A 15,110-nucleotide genomic window follows, 5' to 3' on the forward strand; every position below is an offset into this window, starting at 1 on the left:
GCCGACAGGATCGACGGGGCGAAAGATGTCTTCAAGTTCCAAGTCGGCCATGCGGCCAGACGTGGATTAGGCCGTCAGGCGCTTGCGGCCCTTGGCGCGGCGACGCGCGACGACCTTTTGACCATTCTTGGTGGCCATGCGCGCGCGGTAGCCGTGACGGCGCTTGCGCACGAGTTGGGACGGCTGGAAGGTCCGCTTCACGATGTGGCTCCGAAATTGAGTTTCACGCCGGGAGAAGCCCCGTCGCGAGTGAGCGGCGGTGGATAAGGGAAGGCCGCCGGCCTGTCAACTTGAGTCTGGCCCGCCGGGCCGGGTTTCGGCCCCCCGACGGGCGGCGGGATCCCTATCGCTTCTTGCCGAGTTCGGCGGCGATGTCCTTGGTCAGGCGGCCGACCTTGCGGTGCGCGGCGGTGATCTGGTCGCGGGTCACGCCCCAGCGTTTCATCCAGTATTCCACGGCCTGGCGCTCCGACAGGTCCAGGCGCTCCTTGTCGATAAAGCCGCGCTTGTCTTTCAGTCCCGCCATTCTCGGCCTCCCGCGCCCCTGGCGAAGCGCCGACGCAGCCGCAAGATAGGCGCAAGCCCGCCGCGAGCCTAGAGATCGGGGCGAATGACCGCCTTGCCCACCACCTGGCGGTCGGCCAGCAGGTCGAAGGCCTCGCGCCAACGGTCCAGGGGCAGCTCGGCATGGACGCGGGGGCGGATTCGCCCCTCGTCGGCCAGGCGCCAGACCGATTCCCTGTCCTGCGCCCCGCGCTCGGGGAACTGGCGTCCATATTCCCCGGCCCGCACGCCCATCACGGAGAATCCCTTGATGAGCGGGATGTTGGCGTCGACGGTGGGGATGCGGCCGGAGGTGAAGCCCACCACCAGCAGGCGGCCGTCAAAGGCGATGCAGCGGCAGCTCTCGTCGAAGATATCGCCGCCCACGGGATCATAAATGACGTCGGCCCCGCGCCCGCCGGTGATCGCCTTCACCTGCTCGCGAAAGCCGCCCGTGACGTTCACCACCGCGTCAGGGGCGTATTCGGACTGGAGAATCGCCAGCTTCTCGTCGGAAGCGGAGGCGGCGATCACCCGAGCGCCCAGCGCCTTGGCCAGATCGACGGCCGCCAGACCCACGCCCCCGGCCGCGCCATGGACCAGAACCCACTCCCCCGGCTCCAGGCGCGCGCGGCGGACCAGGGACACCCAGGCGGTCAGATAGGCCGCGCCATAGGCGGCGGCCTGGGCGAAGGACAGGCCTTGCGGCTTGGGCTTCAGACCGGCGGCCGACAGGACGGCGTACTGGGCGAATCCCCCCAGGCGCGCACCGCCGACAACCGCGTCGCCGACCTCGAACGAATCGACGCCCTCGCCCAGGGCCGCCACCTCGCCCGCCAGGTCGAGGCCGGGGGTGAACGGCAGGGGCGGCTTCAGCTGGTACTCGCCGCGCGTCATCAGTAGGTCGGGGAAATTGACGCTGGCGGCGCGGACGCGGACCAGCACCTCGCCCGGACCGGGTTTCGGCGTCGGGACCTCGCGCACCGCGCAGCCGGCGTAGTCGGGGCCCAGGCTTTCGACGACCAGGGCGCGCACGGCTAGGTCGGCTGGCCGTCGTAGGCCTGGCGGATCAGGTCGGCGATCTCGCGGCAGGCGGCGTCGGCGGCGGGCACCGCCCCGGTGAAGGCGGTGAAGCCATGGGCCAGGCTGTCATAGCAGCGATAGACCGTCGGCGTACCAGACGCCTTTAACGCCTTGGCGTAGGCCTCGCCCTGGTCGACCAGGGGGTCGAAGCCGGCGGTGATCACCACCGCCGGCGCCAGGCGCGACAGGTCCTTGGTCACGTTGGGCGACAGGCGCGGATCGGCGGGGCCGGCGTCGGGGCCGATATAGTGCCCCATGAACCAGTCCATGATCGGCCGCGACAGGGGATAGGCGTCGGCGTAGGTGGTCATGGACTGCGTCTCGCTGGCCACGTCCACGGCGGGATAGATCAGAAGCTGCAGGGCGGGCTGAGGCTCGCCGGCGCGCTTCATGTCCTGGGCGATGATGGCGGCGAAGTTGCCGCCTATGGAATCGCCGCCGATGGCCGCGGTCCCCGTCGGCGCGCCGAAGCGGTCGGCGTTGTCGCGGGCCCAGCGATAGGCGGCCAGCACATCCTCCAGTCCCGTGGGGAAGCGATGGTCGGGCGCCAGGCGGTAGTCCACCGAAATCACCGCGCAGCGCACGCGCCTGGCGATGATCGAGCAGAAGGCGTTGCAGGTCTCCAGGTCGCCGATCACCCCGCCGCCGAAATGGGCGAAGACCATGATCGGGGCTGAGGGGTCCTGGTTTTCCGGCCGATAGGCCCGCAGGGGGATCGCCCCCGCCGGCCCGTCGATGGACAGGTTCTCGACCCGCACGCCCGGCTCGACCGGGCCGGAGACCACGGCCAGGGCGCGGGCGCTGCCGGCGCGGGCCTCCTCCGGCGACAGGGTGGTCATGGAGGGCAGCTTGCGCGCCGCGTGGGCGAAGAACTGGAAGCGGGGATCGAGGGTGCGCCCGCCCCGCCAGACCACGCCGCCGCCCGACATAGCCCGTAGCAGCGGGGTCGGCAGGGACAGGATGGTCTTCAGAACCAGCTTCTGGACGGCGGTGTCGGCCATGGTCGACCTCTAGTCGGCGTAAAGGCGCGGGAGAGCGGCGACGCCGCCCAGGATCAGCGCCACGGCGAAATCGGCGGCGGCGCGAGTGTCGATGGGGCGGCGCTGCAGCATCTTCTCGCCGATCTCGCGGGAGACGGCGATACAGGCCACGGCCAGGTAGTCGGGATCGACGCGTGGGGCGTCGCCGCGCTCCATCACCTCGGCCAGGGCGTCGCGGATCTCGTCGAACACCGCGGCCATCTCGGGCGTCTGGACCTGGGTGTGGGGCTGGCGCTCGCCCGCCGGACGGCGGGCCTGCCAGTTCTCGTGCTCGTCGGCCAGGAAGTCGAAATAGGCCTGGATCGCGCCCCGAACATAGGTCTCGAAGCCGTCGGCGTTGTCGTAGGCGGCGCGAAGCAGCGGGCGGAAGCGGCGGGCGCCGTCATCGGCCAGGGCCTCGAACACCTCCTCCTTGGACCGGTAGTAGTTGTAGAAGGCCCCTACCGACAGACCCGTGCGGCGGATGATGTCGCGCACCGTGGCGCTTTCGTAGCCCAGCTCGCCAAACACCTCGCGGGCGGCGTCCAGTATGGATCGGCGGTTGGCCGCCTTGGTCTGTTCACGCTTGCCGACGGGCAGGTAGGCGACTTGTGACATCGTGCGCTTCAAGCGCGGCTCGAATCTGACGCCGCGTCACGATCAGAGCCTCAATCGGTCGCGCCGCGCAAGCGTTCAGCGTCCGGGGCGCACCGAGGAGACGCGGCCGCGCAGGACGCCGAGATTGCGCACCTCGCCCTCCACGGTCTGGCAGCGGCTGCCGTAGTTGTCGTCCTCGCAGATGCTCCACAGGCCGACTGCGCGGGCGCTCATGGCCTTGTCGTTGAAGGACTGCTTGGCCAGAGGGCCCGACTTGGCGGTCAACTCGACGGCCTCGCCCTGGAAGTCCGGCAGCGAATAGAGTGTCAGGACCGGCGCGACCTTGGCCGGCTTGGGCTGGCCCGAACCGCGCACGAAGGCGGCGGACGACAGGGCCGGCAGGCCGGCGGCGGCCAGATCAGGGATGTCGGCGGAAACCACCTCGCACTTGCCGCGCAGGCGGGAGTCCTCGCACAGGCGCCACTGGCCGACGATCCGGGCGCTCTTGGCGCGGTCGTTCATGTGCAGGCGGGTCAGGTTGCTTTCGGCGGTGCGGATGGTCACCGCGCGGCCGGTATAGTGCGGCCCCTCGAACAGGACGAGGCGGCGCTCTTCCTTCTGCGGGAACAGGCGGCCGGGGATGGCGCCGATGTCCGGCAGGTTCGGCTTGGGCAGGGCGTGGGCGGACGGGGCGGCCAGGGCCAGCAGACCGGCGGCGAGGATCAGACGCTTCATCGGCGCGCTCCTGAGAAATTACGCGGGGCGCTGACAGATGCGCCGTCGCCGGTCTGTCGCGCCGAACAGACCGGCGGTCAAGCGCAGCTTATCGGCCCAGCGGGCGGGCCGAGGTGATCAGCCGGTTCATGCCGAGAATGCCCAGGTCGCCGAAATCACCGGCCAGCATCTCGCAGCGGCGGCCGAAATCGCGGTCCTCGCAGACCTGCCAGCGGCCGATGGCCCGGGCGCTCATGGCCCGGTCGTTGAAGCCGCGGCTGGACAGGTTGCCGACCGTATCGAACACCTCGACCCGCTGGCCGCGGAAGTTCGGCTCGCTGAACAGGATCAGCATCGGCGGATCGCCGGGGCGAGGGCCGCCGCCGGGGAAGCCGGGACCGCCAGGGCCCGGACCGGGGCCATTGCCGGGACCGGGACGGCCGTTCTCGACCCAGGCGGCGGAGGAGACCCTGCGGTCCATGCCGAACGCGCCGAGGTTGGCCACGTCGCGGTCCACCACCTCGCAGCGGCTGCGATAGTCGCGATCCTCGCAAAGACGCCAGACGCCGCTGACCCGCGCGCTGCCGGCCCGATCGTTGAAACCGGTGTCGGCCAGGTTGCGAACGCTGCCCGTGAAGGTGATGGAGCGGCCCCGGAAGTTCGGGCGCTCGAACAGGGTCAGGCTCGGCCGCTCCCAGCGGTCGGGGCGGTCAGGACGGCCCGGCCGCCACTGGGCCGCCGCCGGCAGGGCCACGGCCATGGCGGCCGCGACAAGGATGAGACGGTTCATGGCTTTCATTCGTGTCGAGCTCTCAATCCAGCGCCTTGATCAGGGCTTGTGCAGCGGCGGGCGCGCGCACCTTTCCTTCGTGGATGAAGAACGCGAACACGTCCCTCGGTTCCCGTGAAGCTTCTTCAGGCGATACGAGGTGCAGGTCGTCGGGCGCGCCGCCGCTGGCGTAGGTCTCGAACCGTTCGGCCCAGCGCTTGATCTCCGCCGGCTTGTAGGCGGTCGGAACCTCGTCCACGCCGGTCATTAGGCGGGCGTAGACAAGGCTGGACGTCACGTCCGGGATCATCGGGAAGGTCTCGTGATCGGCCAGGCAGATGGCGACGTCGTGCTTGCGGCACAGGGCGACGAACTCGGGGCTGGAGAAGCTGTCGTGGCGCACCTCCATCACATGGCGCAGGGCCAGGCCGTCCTGCTTGCGCGGCAGGAGTTGCAGGAAGGCGCCGAAATCGTCCGGGTCGAACTTCTTGGTGGCCATGAACTGCCAGACGATCGGCCCCAGGCGGTCGCCCAGCTCGGTGATGCCCTGGGTGACGAACTTCTCGATGGACTCGCCTGCCTCGGCCAGGACCCGGCGGTTGGTGCAGTAGCGCGACGCCTTGGCCGAAAAGACGAAGCCTTCGGGCGTATCATCCCGCCACTTGGCGAAGGTGGCCGGCTTCTGGCTGGAATAGTAGGTGGAGTTGATCTCGATCGCCGTCAGGTGGCGGCTGGCGTAGGACAGCTCGTCCTTCTGCTTCAGGTCGTCGGGGTAAAAGACCCCGCGCCACGGCTCGAAAATCCAGCCGCCGATGCCGGCGCGAACCTTACCCTTGGACATGGCGACCTCCATACGCAGGCCGCCAATTCAGCATTCCACACGCCGCTTCGCCAGCCCTGTGCGCTCAGTACTTCACAGACACCCGAAGGCCGGGATTCTTGAACTGCGGCCGCACCTCGACCGGGCCGACGTTGCGGACCGTCGCCAGGACAGTCGGGCTCCAGCTCAGGCGATAGCGGACGAGGTAGCCATCGTGGTCCGAAAGCCGCCCCTTCAGCCCGTCCATGCCGAACAGGGTCTCGATGCGGATCGGGCGGACATCGACCGGTCCCTTGCTGACGAAGGCTTGCAGGTCCTGGGACTTCAGCCACGGCTCGGCGGCGGTCCCCTGCCCTTCGCAGATGGTCTGGCTGCAGAACTCGCTGACCACCTGATAGGGACGGACCGAGGCGCGCCAGCCATAGCGGTCGGGGGCGTTCTTGACGTTGAAGTCGCCGCCGACCAGCAGCGGGCGCTCGGCGGTCCAGTGGGTCTTGATGAAGCCCAGCAGCTCGTCCGTCTGCAGGCGGTGGGCCTGCAAGGAGCGCTCGGTCGGCACCTTGGCCGCCTTGCGGGAGTTCATGTGGGTGTTGACGATGTCGATCTCCCCCGGCCCGCCGGGCAGGGAAAGGCGCACCATCATCACGCCCTTGTTGGCCAGGCAGTCGAAGCCGGCGCAGTAGCGATAGGGCGCGTTGCGAACCTCCAGGATCGGCAGGTCGCTGAGCACGTGCAGGCCGGCGCCGGTGAACTTGCCCCAGCCCTCGCCCGACCGCAGGTAGCGGATGGGCCGGAACAGCTTGCCCTCCTCCGGCGCGGGACCGGCGGCTCGTTCGGACCGGCCCGGACCACGGGCCCAATGGGCGTAACCGCTGGCGGCGACCAGGTCCTCGACCTCGTCGCGGAAGCCTTCCTGGATCAGGACGACATCGGGCTGCCGCCCCTCGCGGCGCAGCAGCGCCAGTTCCTCGCCGATCTCGCGCAGGGCGTCGGCCCGGCCCTTGGCGATCGGCCAAGGCAGTCCCTTCACATTGTAGGTGAGCAAGCTGATCTCGGTGCTCTGCAGATCAGCCTTCGCCGTCAGTTCCGCTGCGGGCGTGACGGGGGCGGTGAGAATGGAAGGTGTTTCATTGGGGATCGCCGCGGAGGCGGCCGTCAAGGCCGCCGCCAGGGTCGCAGTCGCCAGATAAGCCATAAGCCGCTCCTAGACGTGCGAGCCGCGATGCTTGACCGCCTAGAGTTCAGAAGGCGATCGCGGTCCGCGTTGTTCAGACGCAGCCGGATGTCTGTTGATCTATTCCCGGCGTGGCTTCTCTCTCCTGCTTCGATGACGTCGTTATGAAGAGGCGGCGAAAGTTCCGTGGGGGTTTGTGACGCTCACCGTCACAAACCCCCACGACGGGACCTAGTCGTCGAGGCGCTCGCGGACGATCTTGCCGGCGGCGTCCACGTCCAGCTCCATGCGGCGGCCGTCGCTGGCGACGGCTTCGACGTCGAAGCCGCTGCGGTCGCGGTCCATCTCCAGGATGGTGTAGCCTTGGGCCTCGACGCGTTCGGCGGCGACGGAGAACTTGCCGTCATGAGCCGGAGCCGCCGTCTGGGCGATGGCCACGGCGCCGCCGGCGACGAGGACGGCCGCGCCGGCGGCCAGGATGATGTTGCGGGTCTTGAAGGTCATGGGTTCGCCTTTCGTGATTGAACCCCGCCAGCCTGCGCCCCTCGCCCTGACGTCTCGCCGGTCTTGGCCGTCAGCCGCGCGTCAGGTTTGATGGGGCAGAGCTTTCCCATGCGCGTCACACGCCTTCCCCTTCTGGCCCTCCTGGCCGCCCTCAGCCTCGGCTCCCCCGCCCTGGCCGGCGACGCTGACCACCAGCGCGCCCGCAAGGCCGTGGCCAAGGGCGAGGCCCTGCCGCTCGACGTCATGCTGCAGCGCCTGGCCAAGGTCGCGCCCGGCGAGGTCATCGACATAGAGTTCGAGCGCGAACGCGGGCGCTGGGTCTATGAGTTCAAGGTCCTGCAACCCGACGGGGCGATCCGCGAGGTGGAGATGGACGCCAAGACCGCCCAGGTGCTGGAAATCGAGATCGAGCGGCCATGAGGGTCTTGGTCGTCGAGGATGACGCCGTCCTGCGCGCCGACTTGGCCGAGGCCCTGACCGCCAGCGGCTTCGCCGTGGAGACCGTCGAAGATGGCGAGTCGGCCTGGTTCCTGGGTGATACCGAGACCTTCGACGCCGTGGTGCTGGACCTGGGCCTGCCGTTCCGCGACGGACTCAGCGTGCTGAAGCTGTGGCGCGGGGCGGGCAACCGCATGCCGGTCATCGTGCTGAGCGCCCGGGGCTCGTGGATGGAGCGGGTCGAGGGCATCGACGCCGGCGCTGACGACTATCTGGCCAAGCCCTTCGAGATGGTGGAGCTGGTCTCGCGCCTGCGCGCCCTCACTCGCCGCGCGGCGGGACAGGCCGCGGCGGTGCTGACCTGCGGGCCGCTGGTGATCGACACGCGCCGCATGTCGGCGGCGGTGAACGGTCGGGCGCTGGAGCTGTCGCCGCTGGAATACCGGCTGCTGCACTACCTGGCGCATCACGGCGAGCGCATCGTGCCCCCGGCGGAACTGGCCGAGCACGTCTATGGCGACGCCGACGCCCGCGATCCCAATGCGCTGGAAGCCTTGATCGCCCGCTTGCGCCGAAAGACCGGACCGAAGGTGATCGAGACCCGGCGGGGTTTCGGCTACGGCCTGGCGGCGGGCGCATGAAGAGCGGGTCCTTGCGCCTGCGGCTGTTGGCCACGGCCGGCGCGGCCATCGCCACGGCCCTGTTCGTGGCCTTCATCGCCCTGTCGGCCATGTTCGAACGGCATGTGGAGCGCCGCTATGGCGAGCAGTTGGACATGCACGTCCAGAGCCTGGCCGCTCGGCTGACTCTGACGCCTGAGCTCCAGTTGGCCCTTTCCCGTCCGCTCAGCGACACGCGGTTCAACCAGCCCCTCAGCGGGGTCTACTGGGCGGTGACCAACCCGGCGGACGGGACGCAGTTTCATTCCCGCTCGCTGTGGGACCGGCAACTGCCGCCGCCGGGCGTCGAGACCGAGACTGGTCGTCCCCGTCGAGAAGCCGGGCTTTTGGTCGCCGAGCGGCGGGTGCGCCTGATCCGGGGCGGAGAGCCCTATCCCGCCGTCCTGCAGGCGGCGATGGACGACACCGCCGTGGCCGACGCGCGCCATGAGTTCAACCAGGATCTGGCTCTGTCGCTGATCGTCGTGGGCATCGCCCTGTCGCTCGCCGCCTGGTTCCAGGTGGAGGTCGGCCTGAGACCCCTGGAGCGCCTGCGCAGCGCGGCGGACCGGCTGGACGACGATCCGCAGGCCCGCCTGCCCGAGCGCCATTCCACCGAAGTCCTGCCCCTGGTCGCCGCCATCAACCGTCTGCTCGACGCCCGCGCCGCCTCCATCCAGGCCGCCCAGGCCCGGGCCGGCGACCTGGCCCATGGGCTGAAGACGCCGCTATCGGCCCTGCGCAACCAGGCGGGCCGCCTGTCCGCCGACGGGCACGAGGATGCGGCGGCCGCCCTGAAAGCCGCCGTGACCGCCATGGAGCGGCAGGTGGACCGTGAACTGACCCGGGTGCGCGCCGCCGCCGCCGCCGAGGCGCCGCGCCAGGCCTGCCGCCTGCATACGGTCGCCAGCCAGCTGATCCGGGTGGTCTCGCGCACCACCGACGGCGAAGGCCTTACCTGGCGCAATGAGGTTCCCGAGGACGCGGTCGGGCCGATCAGCCATGCCGATCTGGCCGAGGCCCTGGGCGCCATTCTGGACAACGCCGCGCGACACGCCCGCGGCCAGGTGCGGGTGAGCGTCGAGGACGGCGCGCTGGTGGTCGAGGATGACGGACCGGGTATGGACGAAAACCAGCGCCAAACAGCTCTGCGCCGCGGCGTGCGGTTGGATGAACGCGGCGGCGCGGGTTTGGGCCTGGCCATCGCCTCGGAGGTGCTGGCCGCCTATGACTGGTCGCTAAATCTGGAAAAAAGCCCGCTCGGCGGCCTGCTGGCGCGGCTTTCTCCGAAAATCTGACATCACCGCGTCATCGACGTCAGCCGAACGTCAGGTTCGTGCGTTCAAGCTTCAGCACCGAACGCCAACCCATCGACAGGGAGACGTCATGACCCAGATTTCAGAGTTGCTGCAGGACGCGGCCACGGTCCTGTCCATGCCGCCGGAGCGCAACGGCGACCGCTATCGCAAGATCATCCTGGAACTGCGCCGCTCGGCCGGCAGCTTTGAGGCCGGTTACGACGACTATGTCCGCAGCGAGGTCTATCGCCGGGCGCTGAGCACCCGGCTGAGCCGCGCCGCCCGGGCGTCCTGAGCGGTCAGCATTCCACGCGGTTGACCGCCAGGCCGACCGCCAGCCCCCCGAGCGAGGTCTCCTTGTAGATCTCGCTCATGTCGTCGCCCGTGCGCTTCATGGTGGCGATGACCTTGTCCAGGCTGACCGAATGCTGGCCGTCGCCCAGCAGCGCCAGGCGCGCGGCGTCGATGGCCTTGATCGCGCCCATGGCGTTGCGCTCGATACAGGGGATCTGCACCAGCCCGCCGATGGGATCGCAGGTCAGGCCCAGATTGTGCTCCATGCCGATCTCGGCGGCGTTCTCGATCTGGGCGTTGGTGGCGCCCAGGGCCGCGGCCAGTCCGGCGGCGGCCATGGAGCAGGCCACGCCCACCTCGCCCTGACAGCCCACCTCGGCCCCGCTGATCGAGGCGTTGCGCTTGTACAGCGCGCCGATGGCGGCGGCGGTCAGCAGGAAGGTGTGGATCTGCTCGGGCGTGCCCTTGTGGAAGCGCACGAAGAACCGCAGCACCGCCGGGATCAGGCCCGCCGCGCCGTTGGTCGGGGCGGTGACCACGCGGCCGCCGGCGGCGTTCTCCTCGTTCACGGCCAGAGCCCAGAGGTTCACGAAATCCATGGCGGCCAGCGGGTCGCTGATCTGGCGCTCCATGCGGTCGCGGACCTTGTCATGAACCTGCTTGGCGCGGCGCTTGACGTTCAGGCCGCCGGGCAAGGCGCCCTCCTGGCGCAAGCCCCGGTCGATGCAGGCCTCCATGGCCCCGAACACCGCGTCCAGCCCCGCCAGCACGTCCGCCTTCGGACGCACGGCGGTTTCGTTCTGCAGCATCAGCTCGGCGATGGTCAGGCCCGCCGCCTCGGCCCGGGCCAATAGATCAGCGCCGGACTCGAAGGGGTGTGGAACTTCGGGGCCGGCTTCGTCCCGGTCGTTGGAGCCCATCTCCTCCTCGTCGCGGACGAAGCCGCCGCCGATGGAGAACCAGGTCCGCTGGTCCAGCACCTCCCCCGCCGCGTCGAAGGCGGTGAAGGTCAGGGCGTTGGGGTGCTGCGGCAGGCGCTCGTGTCCGGCCCAGACGATGTCCCGCGCCTCGTCGAAGGCGATGTCGACCTCGCCCGCCAGCTTCAGATGTTGTTCGGCGCGAACCGTCGCCAGGACGCGGTCGCCCTCGTCCGGATCAAGGGTGGCGGGCGCGAAGCCGGCCAGTCCCAGGATCGTGGCGGTGTCGGTGGCGTGTCCCCGGCCGGTGAGGGCGAGGGAGGCGTAGAGCTTCACCTCCACGCGGGCGATGCGAGGCAGCAGCCCCGCCTCGCGAAGGCGCGCGCAGAAACGGGCGGCGGCGGTCATCGGCCCCATGGTATGGGAGCTCGAGGGACCGACGCCGAGCTTGAACAGGTCGAAGACGCTGGCGGTCATGGCGAGACGGCCGCCCGGACATGAGCCCGGGCGGCGCGATCCTTACTTGCGTTCGGACTTAGACGCGTCGCGGGCGGCCTTGAACTCCTGGCCGTCAGCCCATTCCGGCCAACGGTTGGAGTCCGCCAGGGCGCGGCCCGTGTCGTAGAGCAGGCCCAGGTCGGCGGCCATGCCGGTGAACGGCCAGCTTTCCTCGAACTCGTCCGCCGGCTGGTGATAGCGGTCGCGGCCGTAGGTTTCGCCCCAGGCCTTGGACGCCTCGCGGCCGCCCACCACCATGTCGCGGCCCGAGCCGAAGGACAGGGCCGGCACGCCGCGCTTGGCGAACGGGAAGTGGTCCGAACGGTAGAAGCCGCCCGACTGCTGGTTGGGATCGCGGATGAAGGTGCGGTTCTGCTTGGCGCCCTCGGCGATCAGATCGTCCAGCAGGCCGAACTCGGCCGAGCCGCTGATCGTGAAGTCCTTGGCCGGGCCCTGCGGGCTGATGGAGTCCATGTTGATGACGCCGGCGGTCTTGGCCAGCGGGTACAGCGGATTGGCGGCGTAGAACTCCGAGCCCAGCAGGCCCTTTTCTTCCGCCGTCACGGCCATGAACACCACGGTGCGTGCCGTGCGCGGGGCCTTGGCGTAGGCGCGGCCCAGCTCCAGCAGGCCGGCGATGCCCGTCGCGTTGTCGATGGCGCCGTTGTAGATCGTGTCGCCCTTGGCGTCCGCCAGGCCGACGCCCAGGTGGTCCCAGTGACCGCTGTAGATCACGGTCTCGTCGGGGCGCGTCTTGCCGGTCAGCTTGCCGACCACGTTCTTGGAGACGATCGTCTCCTGCTTGACGTCGTACTCGGTCGAAAAGGTCACGCCGTTCAGGACCACCGGCTTGAAGGTACGGCTCTGGGCCGACTTCTTCAGGGCCTCGAAGTCCAGGCCGGCCTGCTTGAACAGGTCCACGGTCAGGTCGCGCTGGATCCAGCCCTCGACCGGCGCGTGGGTGTCGCCCGGGTTCTTACGCACCACGTCGAACATGGTGTTGGTGTTGGAGTTCTTGACCGTGTTCCAGCCGTACGAAGCGGGGGCGGTCTCATGGATGACGATGAAGCCGACGGCGCCCTGGCGCGCGGCCTCTTCGTACTTGTAGGTCCAGCGGCCGTAATAGGTCATGGCCTTGCCGCCGAAGTCGCCCTGCCCCGTTTCGAAGTCCGGGTCGTTGACCAGCACCAGGGCGATCTTGCCCTTCAGGTCCATGCCCTTGAAGTCGTCCCAGTTCTTCTCGGGCGCCTTCACGCCATAGCCGACGAACACCACCGGGGCGTCCTTGACCGACACGTGGGTTTCGCCGCGCATGTTGGCGCGCAGGGCCACGTCGTCGCCCTGGCGCAGGGGCTTGGACAGCCCGCCGATCGTCAGGCTGATGCTGGGCGTGCCGACGATGTCGGACTTGGCCAGCGGCACATCCTGGGTCCAGGCGCGCTTGCCGCCCTTCAGGTCGCCGCCCGGCTCCAGGCCCGCGGCCTTCATCTGGGCGGAGATGTATTCGACGGTCTTGACCTCGCCCGCCGTGGCGGGGCCGCGGCCCTCGAACGCATCGGAGGACAGGGTCTTCACATCAGCCTTGAGGCGGGCCGTATCCAGCGGCGGCGCGGCGAATGCCACGGCCGGCAGCGCGGCGAAGACGGTGCAGAACAGGAGCTTTTTCATGGACGTTTCCAGACGGCCTTATCTTTGAGGCGCGGACCCTAGCGCCGCCTTTGCGCCGCCGCTAGGGCCGTCCGAAAGACCATCGGTCGCGGTACCGGTCACGTCGCAAACTTGAGCTTATGGCGCCGCGATCAGAGCATCATCCGCATCTTCGGATGGGTCTTTGGCGACCCTAGAGACTCGAACGATCGTTTGAAGCGACGAGCGCTTTGCGCCTAATCTCCGGCCAAACACGCCGTCGTCGGCAAGGGAGCCATCTGATGTCATCGCCCAGCTTCGCACAGGGTCTGCAGCTGCATTCCAAGATCACCTCCGGCGGCGAGCTGGAGCTGAGCCTGGCCATGGTCCCGACGCCCAAGCCCGGCGAGAACGATATCGTGGTGCGGGTCGAGGCGGCGCCGATCAACCCCTCCGATCTCGGCCTGCTGATCGGCCCCGCCGACATCTCCGCCGCCGCCTCCGGCGCCGGCGAGCATGGTCCCGTCGTCCGTGCGCCGGTGCCGCAGGGCGCGCTGAAAGGCCTGAAGGCGCGCCTGGATCAGGCGATGGAAGTCGGCAACGAAGGCGCCGGCGTCGTGGTCGCCGCCGGGTCGGGCGCGGCGGCGCAGGCCCTGATCGGCAAGCGCGTCGCCCTGGCCGGCGGCGCCATGTACAGCCAGTTCCGGGTGACCGACGCGCGTCAGGCCTTCGTACTGCCGGACCATATTACGTCGGAACAGGGCGCCTCGGCCTTCGTCAATCCGCTGACCGCCTTGGGCATGGTCGAGACCATGCGGATGGAAGGCCATACGGCCCTGGTCCACACGGCCGCCGCCTCGAACCTGGGCCAGATGCTCAACCGCCTGTGCCTTTCCGAGGGCGTGGGCCTGGTCAACGTGGTCCGCAGCCCGGCCCAGGCGAAGATCCTGCGCGATCAGGGCGCCAGGCATGTGGTCGATTCCAGCGCCGACAGCTTCATCGCCGACCTGACCGCGGCGATCACCGAGACGGGCGCGACCCTGGCGTTCGACGCCGTGGGCGGCGGCCCCCTGGTCGGCCAGATCCTGAGCGCCATGGAGGCGGGCGCGGTGGCGAGGATGTCTGAATACAGCCGCTATGGCTCCAACACCTTCAAGCAGGCCTACATCTATGGAGCGCTCGACACCCGCCCGACCGAGCTGTCGCGGGCCTTCGGCTTCTCCTGGGCCATCGGCGCCTGGCTGCTGACGCCGTTCCTGCAGAAGATCGGGATGGAGGGCGTCATGCGCCTGCGGGCCAAGGTCGCCGCCGAGCTGACCACCACCTTCGCCAGCCGCTATCAGCGCACCCTGTCGCTGAGCGAGACCTTGGACCTGGCCAACATCGCCGCCTACGCCCGCCGCGCCACCGGCGAGAAGTACCTGATCAACCCCAGCCGCTAGGCGGTCAGCCGAACCTGCGTAAGCCCTTGGCGAAGCAGCAGGTTCGGCATAGACCGACGTTCAGGGACATACGGGGCTTTCATGCGGAAACTGTTGTTGGCGGCGGGAGCCGCCTTTGTTGCGCTGGCCGGTGAAGCGAGCGCGCAAGAGGCTTTCGTCGGCGTCTTCGGCCACGACGTGACGTTCATCGGCAAGGCGCTGGGCGTCGGCGCGGCCGGCAAGGAAGACGGCGTCGACATCATGATCGGCGTGCGGTCCAACCGCTGGGAACGCGCCGCCTGGCTGGGCAAGCCGAAGTTCTACGCCCAGGCCAGCGCCAACACCTCGGGCGACACCAGTTTCGTCTCCGGCGGCCTGGTCTGGCCGATCGATTTCGGGGCCGAGGACTGCTTCTACTTCCAGCCTGGGCTCGGCCTCGCCTATCAGGACGGCTATTCCAAGTTTCCTGATTTCCGCGAACCGGGCCTGACGCCGCAGGAGCTGCAGCGCCGCATCGACCTGCGCAGCGAGCGCGTCGAGTTCGGGTCCAAGGTGCTGTTCCAGCCGGAGCTGACCCTGGGCTACCGCTTCAACGAGAAGATCGCGGCCGAGCTGTCTTGGGTCCACCTCAGCCACGGCCAGATTCTGGCCAGCGGCAAGAACGAGGGCCTTGACGATGTCGGCGTGCGGCTGGTTTACAGCTTCTGACTTTCGGGCGGCCCTCCCGCCGCCCTCC

18 protein-coding genes are annotated in these 15,110 nt (G+C 69.1%); 6 read left to right on the top strand and 12 right to left on the bottom strand.

Annotation, left to right across the window (positions count from 1 at the left end; all coding sequences use genetic code 11):
- Positions 1-66: 66 nt before the first annotated feature.
- The 10 genes from rpmH to ABOZ73_RS06165 all read right to left on the bottom strand — a co-directional run bounded on the left by rpmH (position 67) and on the right by ABOZ73_RS06165 (position 7,223).
- Positions 67-201 (bottom strand): 50S ribosomal protein L34, encoded by a 135-nt coding sequence (gene rpmH / locus ABOZ73_RS06120; RefSeq protein ID WP_369061575.1) that lies wholly within the window; start codon positions 199-201, stop codon positions 67-69.
- Positions 202-343: 142 nt separating this feature from the next.
- Positions 344-526, bottom strand: coding sequence for a DUF3606 domain-containing protein (locus ABOZ73_RS06125; RefSeq protein WP_277784511.1), 183 nt, complete (start codon positions 524-526; stop codon positions 344-346).
- 68 nt (positions 527-594) lie between these two features.
- Positions 595-1,578, bottom strand: a complete 984-nt coding sequence (locus tag ABOZ73_RS06130; protein ID WP_369061577.1) for an NADPH:quinone oxidoreductase family protein — start codon at positions 1,576-1,578, stop codon at positions 595-597.
- Positions 1,579-1,580: 2 nt separating this feature from the next.
- Positions 1,581-2,627 (bottom strand): alpha/beta hydrolase, encoded by a 1,047-nt coding sequence (locus ABOZ73_RS06135; protein WP_369061579.1) that lies wholly within the window; start codon positions 2,625-2,627, stop codon positions 1,581-1,583.
- A 9-nt stretch (positions 2,628-2,636) separates the two neighbouring features.
- Entirely contained in the window at positions 2,637-3,263 is a 627-nt protein-coding gene (locus ABOZ73_RS06140; RefSeq protein WP_369061580.1) for a TetR/AcrR family transcriptional regulator, read from the bottom strand.
- Positions 3,264-3,338: 75 nt separating this feature from the next.
- Complete coding sequence (locus ABOZ73_RS06145) at positions 3,339-3,977, bottom strand: beta/gamma crystallin-related protein (protein ID WP_369061581.1); 639 nt, start codon at positions 3,975-3,977, stop codon at positions 3,339-3,341.
- Positions 3,978-4,065: 88 nt separating this feature from the next.
- Positions 4,066-4,746 (bottom strand): beta/gamma crystallin-related protein, encoded by a 681-nt coding sequence (locus tag ABOZ73_RS06150; RefSeq protein WP_369061582.1) that lies wholly within the window; start codon positions 4,744-4,746, stop codon positions 4,066-4,068.
- Between the two features lie 22 nt (positions 4,747-4,768).
- Entirely contained in the window at positions 4,769-5,566 is a 798-nt protein-coding gene (locus ABOZ73_RS06155) for a DUF72 domain-containing protein (RefSeq protein ID WP_369061584.1), read from the bottom strand.
- 64 nt (positions 5,567-5,630) lie between these two features.
- Complete coding sequence (locus ABOZ73_RS06160) at positions 5,631-6,740, bottom strand: endonuclease/exonuclease/phosphatase family protein (RefSeq protein WP_369061586.1); 1,110 nt, start codon at positions 6,738-6,740, stop codon at positions 5,631-5,633.
- 210 nt (positions 6,741-6,950) lie between these two features.
- On the bottom strand, positions 6,951-7,223 hold the full coding sequence (locus tag ABOZ73_RS06165; RefSeq protein ID WP_369061588.1) for a PepSY domain-containing protein: 273 nt from the start codon (positions 7,221-7,223) through the stop codon (positions 6,951-6,953).
- A 108-nt stretch (positions 7,224-7,331) separates the two neighbouring features.
- On the opposite strand from ABOZ73_RS06165, the gene ABOZ73_RS06170 reads away from it, so the two are divergent.
- The 4 genes from ABOZ73_RS06170 (at position 7,332) to ABOZ73_RS06185 (ending at position 9,913) form a co-directional block, all read left to right on the top strand.
- On the top strand, positions 7,332-7,643 hold the full coding sequence (locus tag ABOZ73_RS06170; protein WP_369061589.1) for a PepSY domain-containing protein: 312 nt from the start codon (positions 7,332-7,334) through the stop codon (positions 7,641-7,643).
- Complete coding sequence (locus tag ABOZ73_RS06175; protein ID WP_369061590.1) at positions 7,640-8,302, top strand: response regulator transcription factor; 663 nt, start codon at positions 7,640-7,642, stop codon at positions 8,300-8,302. The genes ABOZ73_RS06170 and ABOZ73_RS06175 overlap by 4 nt, the downstream gene beginning before the upstream one ends.
- Complete coding sequence (locus ABOZ73_RS06180) at positions 8,299-9,618, top strand: sensor histidine kinase (protein ID WP_369061592.1); 1,320 nt, start codon at positions 8,299-8,301, stop codon at positions 9,616-9,618. The genes ABOZ73_RS06175 and ABOZ73_RS06180 overlap by 4 nt, the downstream gene beginning before the upstream one ends.
- A gap of 88 nt (positions 9,619-9,706) precedes the next feature.
- Positions 9,707-9,913: a hypothetical protein gene (locus ABOZ73_RS06185; RefSeq protein WP_369061594.1), complete on the top strand. Its 207-nt coding sequence runs from the start codon at positions 9,707-9,709 to the stop codon at positions 9,911-9,913.
- Between the two features lie 4 nt (positions 9,914-9,917).
- Here the strand turns inward: ABOZ73_RS06185 and ABOZ73_RS06190 are convergent, their stop codons facing one another.
- Positions 9,918-11,306, bottom strand: a complete 1,389-nt coding sequence (locus tag ABOZ73_RS06190) for an L-serine ammonia-lyase (RefSeq protein ID WP_369061596.1) — start codon at positions 11,304-11,306, stop codon at positions 9,918-9,920.
- A 42-nt stretch (positions 11,307-11,348) separates the two neighbouring features.
- A complete protein-coding gene (locus ABOZ73_RS06195) occupies positions 11,349-12,995 on the bottom strand; it encodes a M28 family metallopeptidase (RefSeq protein WP_369061597.1) in 1,647 nt (548 codons plus the stop codon).
- A gap of 260 nt (positions 12,996-13,255) precedes the next feature.
- Between ABOZ73_RS06195 and ABOZ73_RS06200 the strand changes: the two genes are divergently transcribed.
- Together ABOZ73_RS06200 and ABOZ73_RS06205 are read left to right on the top strand one after the other, a co-directional pair.
- A complete protein-coding gene (locus tag ABOZ73_RS06200) occupies positions 13,256-14,395 on the top strand; it encodes a zinc-binding dehydrogenase (protein ID WP_369061599.1) in 1,140 nt (379 codons plus the stop codon).
- Positions 14,396-14,476: 81 nt separating this feature from the next.
- Complete coding sequence (locus ABOZ73_RS06205; RefSeq protein WP_369061601.1) at positions 14,477-15,082, top strand: acyloxyacyl hydrolase; 606 nt, start codon at positions 14,477-14,479, stop codon at positions 15,080-15,082.
- Positions 15,083-15,110 lie beyond the last annotated feature (28 nt).

This window comes from Caulobacter sp. 73W (genome assembly GCF_041021955.1).
Lineage (GTDB): Bacteria > Pseudomonadota > Alphaproteobacteria > Caulobacterales > Caulobacteraceae > Caulobacter.

Coding starts and splice junctions, on each gene's coding strand:
- ABOZ73_RS06125 (WP_277784511.1), bottom strand. CDS start 526: ATGGCGGGACTGAAAGACAAGCGCGGCTTTATCGACAAGGAGCGCCTG.
- ABOZ73_RS06135 (WP_369061579.1), bottom strand. CDS start 2,627: ATGGCCGACACCGCCGTCCAGAAGCTGGTTCTGAAGACCATCCTGTCC.
- ABOZ73_RS06140 (WP_369061580.1), bottom strand. CDS start 3,263: ATGTCACAAGTCGCCTACCTGCCCGTCGGCAAGCGTGAACAGACCAAG.
- ABOZ73_RS06145 (WP_369061581.1), bottom strand. CDS start 3,977: ATGAAGCGTCTGATCCTCGCCGCCGGTCTGCTGGCCCTGGCCGCCCCG.
- ABOZ73_RS06150 (WP_369061582.1), bottom strand. CDS start 4,746: ATGAACCGTCTCATCCTTGTCGCGGCCGCCATGGCCGTGGCCCTGCCG.
- ABOZ73_RS06155 (WP_369061584.1), bottom strand. CDS start 5,566: ATGTCCAAGGGTAAGGTTCGCGCCGGCATCGGCGGCTGGATTTTCGAG.
- ABOZ73_RS06160 (WP_369061586.1), bottom strand. CDS start 6,740: ATGGCTTATCTGGCGACTGCGACCCTGGCGGCGGCCTTGACGGCCGCC.
- ABOZ73_RS06165 (WP_369061588.1), bottom strand. CDS start 7,223: ATGACCTTCAAGACCCGCAACATCATCCTGGCCGCCGGCGCGGCCGTC.
- ABOZ73_RS06170 (WP_369061589.1), top strand. CDS start 7,332: ATGCGCGTCACACGCCTTCCCCTTCTGGCCCTCCTGGCCGCCCTCAGC.
- ABOZ73_RS06175 (WP_369061590.1), top strand. CDS start 7,640: ATGAGGGTCTTGGTCGTCGAGGATGACGCCGTCCTGCGCGCCGACTTG.
- ABOZ73_RS06180 (WP_369061592.1), top strand. CDS start 8,299: ATGAAGAGCGGGTCCTTGCGCCTGCGGCTGTTGGCCACGGCCGGCGCG.
- ABOZ73_RS06185 (WP_369061594.1), top strand. CDS start 9,707: ATGACCCAGATTTCAGAGTTGCTGCAGGACGCGGCCACGGTCCTGTCC.
- ABOZ73_RS06190 (WP_369061596.1), bottom strand. CDS start 11,306: ATGACCGCCAGCGTCTTCGACCTGTTCAAGCTCGGCGTCGGTCCCTCG.
- ABOZ73_RS06195 (WP_369061597.1), bottom strand. CDS start 12,995: ATGAAAAAGCTCCTGTTCTGCACCGTCTTCGCCGCGCTGCCGGCCGTG.
- ABOZ73_RS06200 (WP_369061599.1), top strand. CDS start 13,256: ATGTCATCGCCCAGCTTCGCACAGGGTCTGCAGCTGCATTCCAAGATC.
- ABOZ73_RS06205 (WP_369061601.1), top strand. CDS start 14,477: ATGCGGAAACTGTTGTTGGCGGCGGGAGCCGCCTTTGTTGCGCTGGCC.